The following is a 17,793-nucleotide window of genomic DNA, read 5'->3' as shown; positions in this document are numbered from 1 at the left end:
TATCGAGATGGTACGGCAGGGCTTTTCTGTATATGGGAGCGGAGTCGGACAGGCTGTTAGTCCTGGTCCGGCTGAGACGCCTGCAGGCAGTGTTCGAGCCATTCGAGGTAATGGCGGCATTCCGGTGCAATGGAAATGCCTTTTAAATGAATCCAGCCGACAGTCAGGGTATTGGCCGTGTGAAGCGGAATGGAGCAAATCCCGTCGCAGCAGATTCCCTGGGGCAGACGGCAGGACCCTAAGGCGTAGGCGTCAGTGTTTTTTATGATCGTAAACATCGTGTTTCTGTCGGTTACCTGAATTTCCTTTTCAGACCGTATATCGGGGAGCAGCTCTTCCGACAGGTAATTGTTCGTATTTTCCCTCTTCATCTTTACGTGGGGATACGAGACGAGGTCCTTCAGGGATACCGATGCGGACTGTGCCAGAGGATGGGTGGAACGGACGTACAGGCAGGGGGAGACCGTTTTCAGGCTGGTGAAGTCTAAATTGCGCTTCGTAAACACGGCGTGATTATAGGCCGTCGTGCGCGGCGACATGAGCAGGACGCCTATCTGGCTTTGCTGCTCCGCGACCTGGCGGATGACTTCTCCCGTGCGGCCTTCGCAGATCGACAGAGAGTAGGCGTCGCCGCTTAGCGTCTGGAGATAGCTGGTAAAGGAGTCGGCGGCGAAGATATCGTAGTGGGCGGCAATGGTCAGATGGGGCTTATCCTGCCTGCCGGCGCTGCGGTCGAAGTAGGTCTGCAGGCGGCTGGTCTGCTCGATAATTGAGCGGGCGAAGCGCAGGAAATCGAGGCCCTGGGCGGTGAAGGATACGCCGCGGTGATTGCGGTTCAGGATAGTAATATGGAACTCTTCCTCCAATTCCTTGACGGCCATGCTCAGGCTGGGCTGGGAAATAGACAGGGATTGGGCAGCTGACGAGATGGAATTGTGTTTAGATAACTCGATTACATATTTGAGTTGCTGTAATGTCATACTATACCTCCTTGCTTTATATAGAGAAACTATGGAATTGGCAGTGACGAAGATATGGGCCGGCAAAAAACAGGTTTTTTTGGCTGTTAAAAGACAGAAAGGCGATGTTGCTGCCAACGCTCTAAAAAAATTTTTGCTGAAATTTGGGAGAAAAATCAGAAATATATAAATTTTTATTTATTTTTTAAATGTTTTCTTGATTTGAAAATAATTACCGATTAAATTCCATAAAACCGGCAATAGAATAATGAAATAGCATACTATAAATGCAAATCATGCATATAAAGACCGAGCTTAATGTTTTATGGAAAATATCTTTTATTTCCGATAAATTTGTCGACTTGATATAAGATAAAACTATGACCTAGAAATGCATTCTATATATTTTACAGCCTATGCAATCCATGTTATACTTTAGATAACAAATAAAACGTTTGAGTAGAAGGTTATACCACTATTATAGCTTTAAATTTTACGGCAGGCAATATACGGGCTGTAATGGCTTATAGGAATTTCGTATATAAAGCGCAGCCGGAAATTTAAATATACAAATATGCGGTACTTGCTTGAAGAAATGCTTGCAACACGCATAACAACGTACTGTAAGGAGTTACGATGGGGGAAGCAGCTAATCGTGTGGGGACGATGGCTAGTCTGTTTCAGTTAGCTCGAAAGAATGCGAGCGGCTATCATTTTACTGCGGTTTCTGTATTCATTTAGGAGGTTATGCACAATGAACTCATCGGCAGCGCTTGCGCGGCAGGCAGGGATGACGGACGTAGAATGGAAAGCGGCCGTTAAGTTTGACAGCACGGACTGGGGCTGGGTTATTATGAGTATCGGCATGGCAATCGGCGCCGGTATCGTATTCCTTCCCGTACAGGTCGGTCTTGTGGGTATCTGGGTGTATCTGTTTTCGGCGATCATCGCATATCCGGCTATTTATCTCTTGCAGCGCTTATTTATCAACACGTTGGCCGATTCGCCGCGGTGCGAAGATTATCCCAGCGTCATCAGCGGATATTTGGGGAAAAACTGGGGCTTCCTTCTCGGTATTCTCTATTTCCTCAGCATTTTGATCTGCGTGTTCATGTATTCGACGGCCCTGACGAATGACAGCGCGTCGTTCCTGTATTCCTTCGGCGTGACCGATACGCTGCTGTCGGACAGCCCCTTCTACGGCCTGGCTATCATCTGCGTTATGGTTGCACTGGCGTCGCGGGGCGAACAGCTGCTGTTCCGCATGTCTACGCTCATGGTTTTGACAAAGCTCCTCGTCGTCATCTGTCTCGGTGGCATCATGGTTCAGCATTGGAACATCGCCAATATCGGCGTATTCCCCGACCTGGGCTTCCTGATTAAGAACACCATCGCCATGCTGCCGGTTACGCTGACGTCGATTTTGTTCCTTCCCAGCATCAGCCCGATGGTTATTTCCTACCGCTCTCATCACAAGTCTATCTACGTAGCGCGGTATAAAGCGATGCGGGCTATGAAGATTGCCTTCAGCGTCCTGTTCATTACGATTTTCTCTTATGCTATGTCCTTCAACCTGGCCATGGGCCATGAACAGGCTGTAGAAGCCTACTCTCAGAACATCTCTGCCCTGGCTATCGTAGCTAGAGGGTTTGACGGCAGCGCCGTTAAAATTTTCAGCCTGATTTTGAACATCTTCTCTGTCATGACGGCATTCTTCAGCGTATTCCTTGGCTTCCGCGAAGCCTGCGGCGGCATTGCCCTGAACATTCTGCGCCGCGTGATGCCGGAAGAACGGATTAACAAGTCGATGGTAAAAACGGGTATCCTCGTCTTTGCCGTAGCCGTTGCCTGGGGCGCTATCGTTCTCAATGCGCCGGTTCTCAAGCTGTTAACCCTTCTTGGGCCTATCTTCGGCTTGATCGGCTGCCTGATTCCGGCCTACCTGGTGTACAAGGTCAATTCCCTGCACAAATATAAGGGCATTACGCTGGTCCTTATCATCTTCGCCGGCGTGCTCTTAGTCGTATCGCCTTTCCTGGCCTTCTTCTAATCAGATTACCTAAGCCATACATAGCTTTCAGCGCATCTCTCTTTGCATTCCCTCCAACAAAGAGAGATGCGTTTTTTTGCACTATAATGTATTATCTTAATTACGTAAAACGATTGTTTTAAAATTTAAAGAGATAAATCCTTGACATATTAGTTTTTTTGATATATCATACAAAACAACAAACGAACATAGCCCATGAAAACCAGTGAGGCGGAAGTAAAAACGATGTCGTGCACGTACAGAGAGCCGGGGTGCTGAGAAGCCGGCCGAACGCAGCTCGTTAAATGGACCGCTGAGGGCGCAGTCAAAGGCTTTAGCCGAGTATTCTGCGACGTGGAGGCATACGTCAGTTGCCGGGAATGTGATGGCATTCCGTCGAGAGTAGGAGTCATATCCTAAAGCAAGGTGGCACCGCGGAGAAACTATATCCGTCCTTGACAAGTTGTAGACTTTGTCATGGGCGGATTTTTTTATAGGAGGAACCAGCGATGCTGTCATTAGAAGAAGTAAAGGCCTACGGCCCCCAGTATAAAACCGTGCCGGTCAGCCGGCGCATGTACGCTGATATCCGGACGCCTGTCGAGGTGATGCGGATTTTGAAAACCGTGAGCTCCCAGTGTTACTTGCTGGAGAGCATGGAGGACTCCAAGCGGTGGGGGCGGTACACGTTTTTAGGATATGATCCCCAGATGGAGCTGGCCTGCAAGGACGGGACGGTCCACATCCGGGCCGGTACGGATATAGAGGTTCAAACGGCAGACCCGGCGTCCTTCCTTCGGCAGGTGTTGGCGGACAACGCGGCGCCCCGCATCGACGGTCTTCCGCCCTTTACCGGCGGCCTTGTCGGATACGTCGCCTACGATTATATTCAGTACGCCGAGCCGTCGCTGCATTTAGAGGCTGACGACGATGAAGATATACTGGATTTCGATTTGTTCCTGTTCGATAAGGTCATCGTCTTCGACCATTTGAAGCAGACCATTTTCTTGATTGCCAACGTGCGGCTTGACGGAGCGGACGAGCATTATCAAAAGGCGCTGCTGGAGCTGGAGCAGATGGAGCGGCTCATCCGCCGCGGCAAAGGGGCCGACATCGCTCCTCTGCGGCTGCAAAGCCCCTTCCAGCCCATGTTTTCCCGCGAGGAATACTGCCGCATGGTAGAGGCGGGAAAGCACTATATACGCGAAGGCGATATCTTCCAGGTCGTCTTATCCAATCGGATGGAGGCGGAAGCCGACGGCAGCCTCTTCGACGTATACCGCGTCCTGCGGACGACGAACCCGTCGCCGTACATGTTTTATTTGTCAGGAAAGGATCTGGAAATTGCCGGCTCTTCTCCGGAAACGCTGGTAAAGCTTCATAACGGATCGCTCTTTACTTTCCCCCTGGCGGGGACGCGCCCCAGAGGTGCGTCGGACGAAGAAGACGCGGCGCTGGAGCAGGAGCTCCTGCACAACGAAAAAGAATTGGCGGAGCATAACATGCTCGTCGATTTGGGGCGAAACGACCTGGGGCGCGTCAGCGAATTCGGCTCCGTCCACGTCGAGTCGTACTTAGACGTCCTGCGGTTTTCCCACGTCATGCACCTGGGGTCTACGGTAAAGGGGACGATTTGCAAAGATAAGACGGCTGTCGACGCCGTAGGAGCAGTCCTGCCGGCGGGGACGCTGTCGGGAGCTCCGAAGATCCGGGCTTGTCAGATTATCGACGAGCTGGAAGGGAAAAAGCGGGGCGTATACGGCGGCGCTGTCGGGTATATTGATTTCACGGGCAACATGGATATGTGCATCGGCATCCGCTTGGCTTACAAGAAAGGCCGGCGCTTGTTCGTCCGGTCCGGAGCGGGCATCGTAGCCGACAGCGTGCCCGAACGGGAATATCAGGAATGTCTCAATAAAATTCAGGCCGTGGTCATGGCGATCCGGCAGGCCGACGGAGGGATAGACGATGATTGTGCTTATTGATAATTACGACAGCTTTTCCTACAATCTCTACCAGCTGCTGGGACAGTTCGACCGACGGATTACCGTCGTGCGGAATGACGAGACGACGGTCGGGGCTATCGAAGCCATGGGGCCCGACCACCTGGTCATCTCGCCGGGGCCGGGGCGGCCGGCCGAGGCGGGCATTTGCGAAGAAGCTATTCGGCATTTTGCCGGCAAGGTGCCCATCTTAGGCGTGTGCCTAGGCCATCAGGCCATTTGCGAAGCCTTCGGCGGAGAGATTACATACGCCGAACGGCTCATGCACGGCAAGCAGTCTGTGGCGCATATCTGCAGCCCGTCGCCGCTGTTCCAGGACGTGCCGCCGGCTATCGACGTTGGCCGCTACCATTCGCTGGCGGCGAAGAGGGGAACGCTGCCGGACGAATTGGAAATATTGGCTGAGACAGACGAAAAGGAAATCATGGCCGTCGGACACAGACGCTATCCTATATACGGGCTGCAGTTTCATCCGGAGTCCATCCTGACACCGGAAGGCCCGATAATGATTCGAAATTTTTTACAGCTATCGGCGTAGACGATCTATGCGGAGGGGGATGTCATCATGATACGAGAAGCAACGGTAAAATTGATACAGAAAATAGATTTGACCATGGAAGAAACGATGGCCGTCATCGACGAAATTATGAGCGGCGAAACGACGCCGGTCCAGACGGCAGCCTTCTTGACGGCGCTGCAGGCCAAGGGGACGACGATCGACGAGATCACAGCCTGCGCCAAGGCGATGCGGGCCCATGCCCTGCCCGTAGACGGCTGCGACGGTGTGTTGGAAATCGTCGGAACCGGCGGCGATAAGTCGGGATCGTTCAATATTTCCACTACGTCGGGCTTCGTCTGCGCCGCCGGCGGCTGCAAGGTGGCGAAGCACGGCAACCGGGCGGCTACGTCCAAGAGCGGCGCCGCCGACGTGCTGGAAGCCCTGGGAGCGAATATCTGCATGGAACCAAAGCGGTGCGTCGAGCTGCTCCGCAGTGTAGGGTTCTGCTTCCTCTTTGCCCAGCATTATCACAAGGCCATGAAGTACGTCGGGCCGGTCCGCAAAGAACTGAGCGTTCCGACGGTGTTCAATATCCTGGGGCCCCTTACGAATCCGGCCCATGCAGATCACCAAATCCTCGGCGTGTACGACGAAAGCCTGGTAGAGCCCCTGGCCCACGCCCTGCACGGCCTGGGCGTCAAAAAGGGAATGGCCGTGTACGGCCTGGACCGGATGGACGAAATATCGGCGTCGGCGCCGACGAAAATCTGCGAATTCGACGGCGATACCTTTAAGACCTACGTCATCGAGCCGGAACAGTTCGGACTGCAGCGCGGCGCGAAGTCGGATATCGTCGGCGGCACGCCGGCGGAAAACGCCGCGATTACCCGCAGCGTCCTGAGCGGGGAAAAAGGCACGCGGCGGACGGCCGTCGTCCTCAATGCCGGGGCCGGCTTGTACGTTGCCGGAAAGGCGTCGACCTTTGAAGGCGGCGTTCGGCTGGCCGAAGAGCTTATCGACAGCGGCAAAGCGATTCAGACCTTGGATGCCTTTATTGCCCAGAGCCACATCGCTTAGGAGGATATCATGATACTAGATACGATTGCCGCCGCCGTCGCCAAACGGCTGGCGGAAGATATACGGCAAATTTCGCGGGACGAGATGCGGCAGATGGCTCTGGACGCGCCGGCAGCAGAGGGCTTTCCCTTCGAGCAGGCCCTCAAACAACCGGGCATATCGCCTATCTGCGAAGTCAAGAGGGCGTCGCCGTCGAAAGGCGTCATTGCAGAGGAGTTTCCCTACGTGGACATCGCCAGGGAATACGAACAAGCCGGCGCGGCGGCCATATCCGTCCTGACGGAGCGGGATTATTTTCAGGGCAGCTGCCGGTATTTGCAGGAGATTTCCTCAGCAGTAAAGACACCGCTGCTGCGCAAGGATTTCATCATCGACGAATACCAGGTGGATGAAGCGCGGCGCAGCGGCGCCTCGGCCATACTTCTCATCTGCGCCCTGCTGGATGACGAACAGCTGGACAAGCTGTTTCGGCGGGCCGACTCGCTGGGATTGTCGGCCTTGGTGGAAGCGCACGACGAAGATGAAGTACGGCGGGCCGTCGCTGTCGGCGCGCGCATCATCGGCGTCAATAACCGCAACCTGAAGGACTTTTCCGTATCCTTGGACATGAGCTGCCGCCTGCGGCCTCTCGTTCCGAAGGACGTCCTCTTCGTAGCGGAGAGCGGCATACGCTGCCGTGCCGACATAGACCGCCTGCGCGAGGCCGGAGCCGACGCCGTTCTCATCGGCGAAACGCTCATGCGCAGCGCCGACAAAAAAGCGGCCCTGGTAGAGCTGACGGGAGAACGTCATGGTTAAGATTAAGCTATGCGGCCTGACGCGGCGCTGCGATATCAAGTGGGCCAATGAACTGCATCCGGATTACGTCGGCTTTGTCTTTGCCGGCAGCCGCCGCCGCGTGACGGACGGGCAGGCGGCGCAGCTGCGGAAAATCCTGCGGGAGGACATCCCGGCCGTAGGCGTATTCGTCGACGAGCCTATAGACCACGTTGCGGCGCTGGTACGGCAGGGTGTCATCCAGATGGTGCAGCTCCACGGCGCGGAGGACGAAGGTTATATCCGGGAGCTGCGCCGGGCCGTATCGGTTCCGGTCATACAAGCCTTTTCCGTCCGCTCGCCTGAGGATATACAGGCCGCAGGCAAGAGTTCGGCAGATTTCATCCTGCTGGACCATGGCACCGGCGGCACGGGACAGGCCTTCGACTGGACGCTGGCTGCGGCCCTGGACAGGCCGTATTTTCTGGCCGGCGGGCTGCACCCGGGCAACGCCGCCGTGGCGGCTGAGCTTCGCCCCTATGCCGTAGACGTGAGCAGCGGCATAGAAACAGAAGGCGTAAAAGACAGACAGAAGATGGTAGAATTCGCAAGGCGAATAAGACATACTTTTTAGGAGGTACATCATGAGCAATGGAAGATTCGGACTCTTTGGAGGACAGTACATACCGGAAACGCTGATGAACGAGATTCATCAGTTGGAAAAGGCCTACGCCTTTTATAAGCAGGACGAGGAGTTTCAGCGGGAATTAAAGGACCTGCTGGATAATTACGCTAACAGGCCGTCGCTGCTGTACTACGCCGGCAAGATGACGGAAGATTTGGGCGGCGCGAAGATTTATTTGAAACGGGAAGACCTGAATCATACGGGAGCCCATAAGATCAACAACGCCCTGGGCCAGTGCCTGCTGGCGAAAAAGATGGGCAAGACGCGGGTTATTGCCGAAACGGGGGCCGGCCAGCATGGCGTGGCGACGGCGACGGCCGCGGCCTTTATGGGCTTGGAATGCGAAGTCTTTATGGGCGAAGAAGACACGATACGGCAGGCTCTGAACGTATACCGCATGGAGCTGCTGGGCGCGAAGGTCCACGCCGTCACCACGGGGACGAAGGTCCTCAAGGATGCGGTCAACGAAGCGATGCGCGAATGGGTCAGCCGCGTAGACGACACGCATTACGTCATCGGTTCGACCATGGGGCCCCATCCTTTCCCGATGATGGTCCGCGACTTCCAGTCCGTCATCAGCCAGGAAGCGCGGGCGCAGATTTTGGAACGGGAAGGAAAGCTCCCGGCGGCCGTGCTGGCCTGCGTCGGCGGCGGCAGCAATGCCATGGGCATGTTTTACCATTTCATCGGCGACGAATCGGTACGGCTCATCGGCTGCGAAGCTGCCGGCAAGGGCATCGACACGAAATTCCACGCCGCGACGATTTCAAAAGGCAGCGTCGGTATCTTCCACGGCATGAAATCGATTTTCTGCCAGAATGACCAGGGGCAGATCGACGAAGTATATTCCATTTCTGCCGGCCTCGACTATCCGGGTATCGGGCCGGAGCACGCCCATCTGTACGAAAGCGGCCGGGCCCAGTACGTTCCCGTAAAGGACGACGAAGCCGTCGAAGCCTTTGAATATTTGGCCCGAACGGAAGGCATCATCTGCGCTATTGAAAGCGCCCACGCCGTGTACCACGCGATGCAGCTGGCGCCGAAGATGAACAAGGACGACGTGATGATCGTCTGCTTATCGGGCCGCGGCGATAAGGACGTAGCGGCAATTGCCAGATATAAAGGGAGGGACATCCATGAGTAAGATTCAAAACGCATTTAAAGACGGCAAGGCTTTTATTGGATTTTTGACGGCAGGAGACCCGTCGATTGAAAAAAGCTGCGAATATATCCTGACGATGGAACGGGCCGGCGCAGATTTGGTGGAAATCGGCATTCCTTTTTCCGATCCCATCGCCGAAGGCGTCGTCATCCAGGAAGCCAACATCCGGGCCCTGTCGGTCAACACGCGGCTGGAAGACGTGTTCCGCCTCGTCGAAATGGTACGGCAGCAGTCTCAGGTTCCGCTGGTATTTTTGACCTATGCCAATCCGATTTTCAATTACGGAAAGGATGCATTCTTTGCAAAATGCGCCGAAACGGGCGTCGACGGCGTCATCATTCCCGACGTGCCCTTTGAGGAACGGGGCGAATTTGCCGGCGAGGCAGCTCGGCACGGCATCGACATCATCGCCATGATCGCGCCGACGTCGAAGGAACGGATCAAGGAAATCGCCGCCGTTGGCCAGGGCTTTTTGTACATCGTGTCGTCCCTGGGCGTCACGGGGACGCGCAGCGAGATTACGACGGACTTGAAGGAAATCATCGACGTGGCGAAAAGCGTGACCGACGTACCCTGCGCAGTCGGCTTCGGCATCAATACGACCGAGCAGGCCGAACAGATCGCCGCCGTCGCCGACGGCGTCATCGTCGGCAGCGCCATCGTCAAGATTATCGGCAAGTACGGAACGGAAGCGGGCCCCCATATTTACGAATACGTCAAGGCCATGAAGGCCGCGGCGAGCCGAAGCATATAAAGGACAATCCCCTCAGCCTGTTGGCCGAGGGGATTGCTTTACCCATGATAAAGACCCGGTATACACGCGACATATGCGTACCGGGCCTTATGGTATAGGATTCATATTCATATGGTTTTTGGTTCTGGTATCTTTAACCTCGCTAAATACATACATTCGTCTCAAACTGTGGACTATCCTGATTTGCAAATCTGCAAGTATTCGAAAAGCTCGAAGAACTAAAATCCGACAAGTTAGTACTAACGAACATTGGCGAATCATCAAGCGAAATAAGTGGACATTATTTAGTTTTTAATAATCAACGCGATGAAAACGAGGTTTTCGCCGCCCTTGTTTTCGATGCTGTGACCCATTCCGTCCGACGTATAAGTGACATCTCCTGCTTTGACGGTTCGGACTGTGCCGTTGTCGTCGTACTCGCCTTCACCGGAAAGGATATAATAAGCCTCTGCGTTGCCATGATGAACATGATAGCCTAAGGAACATCCAGGTTCCAGAGTGACTCTCGCGAACATGTCATTCTTGCCCAGCAATTGTTCCGCCGACAATAGGTGCTCTTTTACAAGATGCCCTTTGCCTCCAGACGCATGTTCAATAATCTCTGTGTTCACTGGACTCACCCCTTTCTAATGCTTCCGCATTTCTTACCTATATTATAGCATGGTATTTTTAATTTGTCATGAGGAAAAGTTAAAATTATTATACTTTTTTATCAATACATAAGATATCTTAACGGCGGCTCATAGGGACTGTACAGGAAGGGCCGGCGGGTATGCTATAATGAAGCCATGAGACTTTGATACAGGAGGCGGAGCAGATGACGAAGAGGGAAGAAAAGAAACGGCTGAGACGGCTGCTGCTGGAACGGGTGCAAACCTTGCTGCCGGCATACTGCCGGAAGGCTGACGAGGCCATATACCGCCATGTAGTATCCTTGCCGGCCTATCAGGCGGCCCGTACGGTATGCGCCTATGTCGGCATGGCCCATGAAATCGATACGAAGCCCCTGATTAAACGCATGCTGGCCGACGGAAAACGGGTCGGCGTCCCCTTGTGCGTCGGCAAAGGCGTCATGGAGATGCGGGAAATCGGCGGGCTGGACGAGCTGCAGGCCGGAACCTGGGGCATACTGGAGCCGTCTCCGAATGCGCCGCTGCTGCAGCCCGATGAGATCGACCTGGGCTTGATTCCCTGCGTCAGCGGCAACGAAGCAGGGCAGCGCCTAGGCTATGGCGGCGGATTTTACGACGCTTACTTGGCGAAGGCGCCCTTCCTGCGGGTACTGCTGTGCCGCAACGCTATGATGACTGCGCCGATTCCCATGGAGCTCCACGACGCCGCGATGGACATCGTCGTTTCCGAAGACGGGGCCGTGCATTGCCGCAGCCGTAAAAAGTTTGAAGAAGTTTTCCGTTAAAACGTTTTAGTATTTGACCAAATCCGTTGAATTTAAAAACATCTATTGTATTTGCCGTAAAAATATTTTATCATAAAACCATTACATTATTATTTACAGCACTTATGCAGAAAGAGGGATACATATGGAGTTAAAGAAACGAGTTGTCGGCGTCGTCGGCTTAGGCCACGTAGGCGCTCATGTCGCCTTTGTTTTGGGCGTGATGGGCATTGCCGATGAAGTAAAAATCTGCGACTGCAACGCCCAGAAGGCTGAAAGCGAACGGCAGGATTTAATGGACGCCGTCATGTTCATGCCGCACCGCGTCACGTATACGATAGCGGATTACGCTGATTTGAAGGACTGCGACGTTATCGTCAACGCTGTCGGCGACATCAACTTGTGCGCTACGGGCAACCGCGACGACGAAATGGAATATACCGTGGCCCAGGTAGCCGACTACGTTCCCAAGGTCATGGCCGGCGGCTTCGACGGCATTTTCGTCAACATTACGAATCCCTGCGACGTCATTACCGACTTGATTGCCAAGAAGAGCGGCTTGCCGAAGGGCCGCGTGCTGGGCACCGGCACGGGATTGGATTCATCCCGCCTCATCAGCGCCATCGTACAGCAGACGGGTTTGGAACATCACTCCTTCACTGCCTACATGATGGGCGAACACGGCAACGCCCAGATGGTTCCCTGGTCTATCGTCAACTTCCGCGGCAAACCGCTGGCCGACTATGGCGACGATCCCCGCTTTGCCTTTGACCGGGAAGACATGAAAAAACGGGCTATCGGCGGCGGCTGGGTAACCTACAAGGGCAAGCACTGCACGGAATACGGCATCTGCTCGACGGCTGCGTCCATCGTCAAGGCGATTCTCCACGATGAAAAGAAAATCATGGCTGCCAGCGTCCCCTTGGACGGCGAATACGGCGAAACGGGTATTTTCTGCGGCGTGCCTGCCGTCATCGGCATCCATGGCGTCGAACAGGTTATGGAATACAATTTGCCGGACGACGAACTGCAGGAATTCAAGAGCTGCTGCCAGACGATCCGCAACAACATCGCCAAAGCTGCGGCGTTGCTGAAATAAGAACCTCCTGCGCACAGATGATGCGCAGCATATAAAAAACGGGATGACACCGGCAGGTACCGGAATCATCCCGTTTTATATTGCCATTTCGCGTGAGGCGCAGCGTTTGCGAGCCTTACGCGTCGATTACCTTGCCCGGATTGAGGATAAGGTTGGGGTCCATGGCCCGCTTGATGGTCTTCATGACCTTCAGCTCGCCCTGGGGCGTAAATTGTTCCATATATTTCAGCTTTTTCGCGCCGATGCCGTGCTCGCCGGCCAATCTGCCGCCGACGCTGTAGGCGTAGGCGTATACCTGCTGATGGAATTCTTCGACGTTTTTATTCCATTCTCCGTCGCTCATGTCCATCTTGCAGAGGACGATGTGCAGGTTGCCGTCGCCGATGTGGGCGTTGATCTTAACCTGGAAGGGATAGTTTTCGCCGATTTCCATGATCTTTTCGATGGTCGAAGCGATTTTATGGACGGGAACGACGACGTCGTCGGTGAGGAAAACCTTGCTGATCATTTCGCACGACGTCTGGACGTTGCGGCGCATGTTCCAGATGCGGTCGTCGGCTTCCAGCACTTCTACGGCCCCCGATTCTTCGCAAATCGTGCAGACCGTGTCCATCTTGGCGTCTAATTCGTCTTCGCGGAACGTTTCGACGGTGATGATGACGTAGATGCCGTCTTCGTAATGAGGCATGTCGGAATACTGGCAGTAGTCGGCCGTATCGCGGACGTAGGAGTTGTCCATGTATTCGACGCTCGTCGGGTCGACGCCGGCTTTGAGCAGCTTCGGCACCATGTACAGGGCCTTTTTCGGGTCGGTGTAGATGGCCAGGACGTCGATGCGGTACGGCGGCAAGGGAATGAGCTTGACCGTGACCTTGGTGATGATGCCCAGGGTGCCTTCGCTGCCGATGATGAGCTGTTCCAGGTCGTAGCCGGTAGAGCATTTTTTCAGGATGCGGCCGCATTCGACGATGTCCCCTGTCGGCGTGACGATTTCCAGGGAGTAGACCTGGTCGCGGGTGACGCCGTAGCGGACGGCGCGGAGGCCGCCGGCGTTGGTGGCCAGGTTGCCGCCGATAAGGCAGCTTTCGGCGCTCGACGGGTCGCCGGCGTAGAGGAGGCCGACTTTTTTGGCTTCATTCTGCATGTCGATCGTGCGGACGCCGGCTTCGACGGTCATGTACATGCCTTCTTCGTTCAGCTCGATGATTTTATTAAGCCGTTCCATAGACAAGACGAGGCCTCCGCAGACCGGAATGGCTCCGGCAGCCAGGCTGGTGCCGCCGCCGCGGACGGTAATCGGGAAATCGTATTCGTTGGCCAGCTTTACGATCTGCGAGATTTCTTCGGCATTCGCCGGAAGGACCGCCGCTTCGGGGACGCGGAACATAGCCGGATTCGTTTCGTAATCCGTCTGATACTGCAGGAGAATGTCCCGGTCGGTCTTGACGTATGACGGGCCCGTAATGGCCTTGAGTTTATCGATGATTTCAGGTGTTATCGGTTGATATGTTTTCAAAAAAATTCCCCCTTTATGTCGCTGTTATTATTCTACCACGACGAGGGGGATTAGAAAACTAGAATTTCAGGTCGATAATAGCCGATACGCCGACGCCCTGTACGCGGCTGAGGTGGGTAATATCGACGGATTCGAGGGGGATGAGGGCCTTGGCCCGGGCAATGTCGTTGAAGCTGCCTTCGAGCTGGCCGACAGCCTTGACCTTATCGACCTGAGCTGTCGGGCCGACGACCTGGACGGCTCCGATGTACTTGCCCGTGCCGATGCTGAGGACCGGCACGACTTTCGTAGCGTAATCGGTGCCGACGCCGTTTTTCATGAGCAGCTTGTTGAGGAAATCGTTGATTTGGTCGCCGAATTTATCGACGAGGACCGTCACGCCGCCGACTTTTAAGATCGAGCCGAGGCTGAAGGCCTGGGTGACGGCCGTGCCGCCGGCGGCCAGGAGCGATACGGTGAGCATGGCGGCGATTACTTGTTTTTTCATAAGGCAAACCCTCCTTGCAGATAATTTTATGATAGATTGAATACGTCTATTATACGCGAAGACGGCCCGTTCGGCTATTTCTTTTTTCCGCGGGCTAGCGAAGCGAAGACGGAACACAGGCAGAGGACGGCAAATAGCGTGTAGGACTGACGTAGGGCGGCGCGCACGGCGTCGGCGTATAAGGTTGTCGCCGCCGTATGCTGCGACAGAATCAGCGTGACGACGGCCATGCTGGACGCCTGGCCGAGATTTCTGGCCAAGGCCAGCATGCTGGACGCGACGCCATGATAGGCCGGCTTGACGGCGCTCATGATGGCGCTGTTGTTCGGCGCGCCGAATAAAGCGGACCCCGTCCCGATGAGGACGAGAAAGGCGGCGACTGAGGCGACGGACGGGTCGGGCCAGATAGCGAAGCAGGCCAGTCCCAGCGTCGTCAGGGCCAGGCCGGCCGTCGCGATCGGCATGGGGCCGTAGGCGTCGGACAAGGCGCCGGCTTTCGGCGACAGCAGGGCCATGATGATGGGCTGGACGAGGAGTATCAGGCCCGAGACGGCCGGCGATAAGCCCGTCAGCACCTGAAGGTAGAGAGACAGCAGAAAGGACATGGCGTACGTCGCGCTGTATTGAATGAAGGCTGCCAGATTGGACATGGAAAAGGAGACGCTGCGGAAAATATACAGCGGCAGCAGGGGATGATAAGAACGGCTTTCGTGAAGGATAAAGGCCAGCAGCAGGAACAAGCCGGCCCATAAGGGGAGGTTCGTTTCGGCATAGGACGATATTCCCCAGAGAAAGAGCACGATGCCGGCAATGGATAAGGCCGAGCTCACGGCGTTGACGAAGGGAGCGCCGCTGGCATACCATTCCTGACGCACCGGGCGGATGAACAGATAGGCTGCGGAAGCCATGGCGGCTGACAGGAGAAATATAGAGCGCCAGCCTGCGTATTCCGTCAGCAGGCCGCCTGCGACCGGTCCCAGGGACAGGCCCAGGTAGGTCAGGCCGACGCAGATTCCGAGAATGCGGCCCTGGCAATCCTCGTCTGTAGTTGCCAGCAGCAGGGGCATATAGGATACGTATACGGCTGACAAGGCGATGCCCTGCAAGGCCCGTATTGCGACGAGAACCGGCAGCGTCGCTGCCAGAGCAGCGGCAGCCGTCGTAAAGGCGAAGGCCAAGAGCGCCGCGGCATATGTTTTTCTGCGGCCATAGATATCGGATACCTTTCCCATCGGCAGCAGGCAGGCCGCTGTGGGGATCAGGAAGGCCGTGACGACCCAGCTCAGCTTATCCGGCGTCAGGCCGAATTCATGGGACATGACGGGAATAGCGATGTTAACGGCTGTCGATAAAAACGAGCCGGCAAAGCTGATGATGCAGACGGAGTAAAAGATATGTTTTTCCATAGTCATAGAGGCTCACCTCGCGAATGTGTTTCCCTTATCTGTATTATAGCAAAAAAGCCCCGACGGGAGCAGTCGTTTGTTTCAGGGCGCCATAGAGCGGACTTCATGTTTGTAAAATTTGCGGCCAGCCGTTACAATGATAGAAAAGGATGAAAGGAAACGACCAGGTGCGATGGATAAAGAACATATATATTTTGAAAATTATGCCGATACGTGGGACCGGGACCGCAAGGAAAATCCGGCAAAGCTGCAGTTTCTGCTGAAGCTGGCAAAGATACGGGCCGGCGCGTCGGTGCTGGACGCAGGCTGCGGCACCGGCGTGCTGCTGCCCTATATAAGTCGGGCCGTCGGCGAAGGAGGCTTGGTGACGGGCCTCGACTACTCCCGGCAGATGCTGGATAAGGCGCGGGAAAAATTTTCCGATTTGCCGGGCCTCTCGCTGATCGAGGGCGACGTGCTGAAGTACGACCTGCCGGAGCAGGCCTACGACGCCGTCGTCTGCCTGAATTTCTATCCCCATATCAGCAGCCGCAGCCGGGACTTTGTCAAAAAGATACGGCGGGCCTTAAAGGACGGCGGCTCCCTGATCGTCATGCACGATATGGGACGGCGGCAGGTAAACCGCATTCACGACGATCGGGCAGACCGCCGGCTGCTGCCGCCTGCGGACATGCTGGCGGCGGATCTTGTCGGCAGAGGATTTACCCTTTCGGCTACCGTCGACTGGGACGACCTGTATTTTGTCAGCGTGACGAAGGCCGACGAATTTTCTTACGATCCCTACGGCCGCGGCGGCGCTGCTGCTCCGGCAGGCAGCCCGCACCGCAGCCATACGCAGAAGAAGGCCGTCGTCAACCGCCTGGCCCGCGTCGGAGGCCATTTGGAGGCGATCAAGCGGATGGTCGAAGACGAGCGCGACTGCAGCGACGTGCTGGTCCAGCTGGCCGCCGTCGACTCGGCCGTCGTCAGCGTCAGCAAGGTCATCTTGAAGGATCACATCGACCACTGCCTGGCCGACGCCGTGCGGGGAAACGATTTAGAATCTGTAGAAAAGCTCAAGAAGGCCATCAGTATTTTTGTGAAATAGGCCGCTTCGCTATGCGCCGCCTTTTCCCGTATGGTATAATGAATTTATATGTACGAGCGTATATCGTAAAGGATGTGATACCATGCAATTTCGCGTGTTAGTGGGAGATATAACGAAATGGCCGGCCGACGCCATCGTCAATTCGGCCAGCTCCAGCCTGCTGGGCCTGAGCGGCGCCGTCGACAGGGCCGTCCATAAGGCAGGCGGCATTTCGCTGACGGCGGCGTGCCGGTCTCTGAAAGGCTGCCGTACAGGCGACGCCAAGATAACCTTTGGCTACAAGCTGCCTGCGAAATATGTGATTCATGCCGTAGGGCCCATCTGGGTCGGCGGCAAGCGCGGCGAAGAAGAGGAGCTGCTGTCCTGCTATCGAAAGAGCCTGAGCCTGGCTGAAGACAAGGGAGTGCGTTATCTGGCTTTTACCTCGGTCAGCACGGAAGATAAGCGCTATCCCCGACAGCGGGCCGCCGCGGCCGTCGTGCCGCTGCTCATGGAAGAAGGCGGGAAAATGGAGCGCATCGATTTGGTCTGCGCCGATGCGGAGATGCAGGCTGTGTATACGCGAGCGGCCGTCCTCTTTTGGCTGCGTCACCTCAACGATGCTCATAAGGACGAATTGGCCGACATGATAGAAGAGGCGATGATTTCTCTGGTCATGCTGCAGGTGGAAACGGATAAGCCCGACCCCATCGCCTTCGCCGAGCAGGTGCGGGCCATGAAGCGGGTGCTGCGCCCCTTCCTGGATATGAGCCAGCCCCGCGGCATCGTCGATATTGAAAAGGCCGCCGATACGGTAATGCAGTCATACCAAGAGCAGCCGGAAATCAAGAGCAGTTCCGGCTTGGAATCGCTGCTGCAGTCGTATTATTGAGCGGCAC

At 55.4% G+C, this 17,793-nt stretch carries 18 protein-coding genes; 13 read left to right on the top strand and 5 right to left on the bottom strand.

Going from position 1 to position 17,793, the window contains the following annotated elements; genetic code table 11:
• Positions 1–56: 56 nt before the first annotated feature.
• Positions 57–980: a LysR family transcriptional regulator gene (locus DKB62_RS05020; RefSeq protein ID WP_087478203.1), complete on the bottom strand. Its 924-nt coding sequence runs from the start codon at positions 978–980 to the stop codon at positions 57–59.
• 31 nt (positions 981–1,011) lie between these two features.
• On the opposite strand from DKB62_RS05020, the gene DKB62_RS12535 reads away from it, so the two are divergent.
• The 9 genes from DKB62_RS12535 (at position 1,012) to trpA (ending at position 9,924) form a co-directional block, all read left to right on the top strand.
• Entirely contained in the window at positions 1,012–1,149 is a 138-nt protein-coding gene (locus DKB62_RS12535; RefSeq protein ID WP_162860289.1) for a hypothetical protein, read from the top strand.
• A 564-nt stretch (positions 1,150–1,713) separates the two neighbouring features.
• Complete coding sequence (locus DKB62_RS05015; RefSeq protein ID WP_232818826.1) at positions 1,714–3,009, top strand: SLC5/6 family protein; 1,296 nt, start codon at positions 1,714–1,716, stop codon at positions 3,007–3,009.
• Positions 3,010–3,497: 488 nt separating this feature from the next.
• Positions 3,498–4,973 carry an anthranilate synthase component I gene (gene trpE, locus DKB62_RS05010; RefSeq protein ID WP_107196472.1) on the top strand — a complete coding sequence of 492 codons (1,476 nt, stop codon included), beginning with the start codon at positions 3,498–3,500 and terminating at the stop codon, positions 4,971–4,973.
• The gene (locus DKB62_RS05005) at positions 4,957–5,529 is read left to right on the top strand and encodes an anthranilate synthase component II (protein WP_107196473.1); all 573 of its coding nucleotides are present in this window, start codon (positions 4,957–4,959) and stop codon (positions 5,527–5,529) included. Before trpE ends, DKB62_RS05005 begins: the two co-directional genes overlap by 17 nt.
• A gap of 27 nt (positions 5,530–5,556) precedes the next feature.
• Positions 5,557–6,567 (top strand): anthranilate phosphoribosyltransferase, encoded by a 1,011-nt coding sequence (trpD, locus tag DKB62_RS05000; RefSeq protein ID WP_107196474.1) that lies wholly within the window; start codon positions 5,557–5,559, stop codon positions 6,565–6,567.
• Positions 6,568–6,576: 9 nt separating this feature from the next.
• Complete coding sequence (trpC, locus tag DKB62_RS12790) at positions 6,577–7,365, top strand: indole-3-glycerol phosphate synthase TrpC (protein WP_107196475.1); 789 nt, start codon at positions 6,577–6,579, stop codon at positions 7,363–7,365.
• Positions 7,358–7,957, top strand: coding sequence for a phosphoribosylanthranilate isomerase (locus tag DKB62_RS12785; protein WP_107196476.1), 600 nt, complete (start codon positions 7,358–7,360; stop codon positions 7,955–7,957). The genes trpC and DKB62_RS12785 overlap by 8 nt, the downstream gene beginning before the upstream one ends.
• 10 nt (positions 7,958–7,967) lie before the next feature.
• Positions 7,968–9,152, top strand: a complete 1,185-nt coding sequence (trpB, locus tag DKB62_RS04985; protein WP_107196477.1) for a tryptophan synthase subunit beta — start codon at positions 7,968–7,970, stop codon at positions 9,150–9,152.
• A complete protein-coding gene (gene trpA / locus DKB62_RS04980; RefSeq protein ID WP_107196478.1) occupies positions 9,145–9,924 on the top strand; it encodes a tryptophan synthase subunit alpha in 780 nt (259 codons plus the stop codon). The genes trpB and trpA overlap by 8 nt, the downstream gene beginning before the upstream one ends.
• 284 nt (positions 9,925–10,208) lie before the next feature.
• Here trpA and DKB62_RS04975 read toward each other — a convergent pair whose 3' ends face one another.
• The gene (locus DKB62_RS04975; protein ID WP_087478211.1) at positions 10,209–10,535 is read right to left on the bottom strand and encodes a cupin domain-containing protein; all 327 of its coding nucleotides are present in this window, start codon (positions 10,533–10,535) and stop codon (positions 10,209–10,211) included.
• Between the two features lie 206 nt (positions 10,536–10,741).
• Here DKB62_RS04975 and DKB62_RS04970 point away from each other — a divergent pair, with 206 nt between their 5' ends.
• On the top strand, positions 10,742–11,341 hold the full coding sequence (locus DKB62_RS04970; RefSeq protein WP_107196479.1) for a 5-formyltetrahydrofolate cyclo-ligase: 600 nt from the start codon (positions 10,742–10,744) through the stop codon (positions 11,339–11,341).
• A gap of 124 nt (positions 11,342–11,465) precedes the next feature.
• Entirely contained in the window at positions 11,466–12,419 is a 954-nt protein-coding gene (locus DKB62_RS04965; RefSeq protein ID WP_107196480.1) for a lactate/malate family dehydrogenase, read from the top strand.
• Positions 12,420–12,534: 115 nt separating this feature from the next.
• Here the strand turns inward: DKB62_RS04965 and DKB62_RS04960 are convergent, their stop codons facing one another.
• From DKB62_RS04960 to DKB62_RS04950, 3 genes are all read right to left on the bottom strand, one after another.
• Entirely contained in the window at positions 12,535–13,935 is a 1,401-nt protein-coding gene (locus DKB62_RS04960; RefSeq protein ID WP_107196481.1) for an FAD-binding oxidoreductase, read from the bottom strand.
• Between the two features lie 58 nt (positions 13,936–13,993).
• On the bottom strand, positions 13,994–14,422 hold the full coding sequence (locus DKB62_RS04955) for a hypothetical protein (RefSeq protein WP_107196482.1): 429 nt from the start codon (positions 14,420–14,422) through the stop codon (positions 13,994–13,996).
• Positions 14,423–14,496: 74 nt separating this feature from the next.
• Positions 14,497–15,828, bottom strand: coding sequence for an MFS transporter (locus tag DKB62_RS04950; RefSeq protein WP_240320142.1), 1,332 nt, complete (start codon positions 15,826–15,828; stop codon positions 14,497–14,499).
• Positions 15,829–16,000: 172 nt separating this feature from the next.
• On the opposite strand from DKB62_RS04950, the gene DKB62_RS04945 reads away from it, so the two are divergent.
• Together DKB62_RS04945 and DKB62_RS04940 are read left to right on the top strand one after the other, a co-directional pair.
• Positions 16,001–16,915, top strand: a complete 915-nt coding sequence (locus tag DKB62_RS04945; protein WP_107196484.1) for a metal-sensing transcriptional repressor — start codon at positions 16,001–16,003, stop codon at positions 16,913–16,915.
• Positions 16,916–16,997: 82 nt separating this feature from the next.
• Complete coding sequence (locus tag DKB62_RS04940) at positions 16,998–17,786, top strand: macro domain-containing protein (RefSeq protein WP_107196485.1); 789 nt, start codon at positions 16,998–17,000, stop codon at positions 17,784–17,786.
• Positions 17,787–17,793: the final 7 nt, after the last annotated feature.

It is taken from the genome of Megasphaera stantonii (assembly GCF_003367905.1).
Lineage (GTDB): Bacteria > Bacillota > Negativicutes > Veillonellales > Megasphaeraceae > Megasphaera > Megasphaera stantonii.
This window is presented reverse-complemented; position numbering and strand designations above follow the sequence as displayed.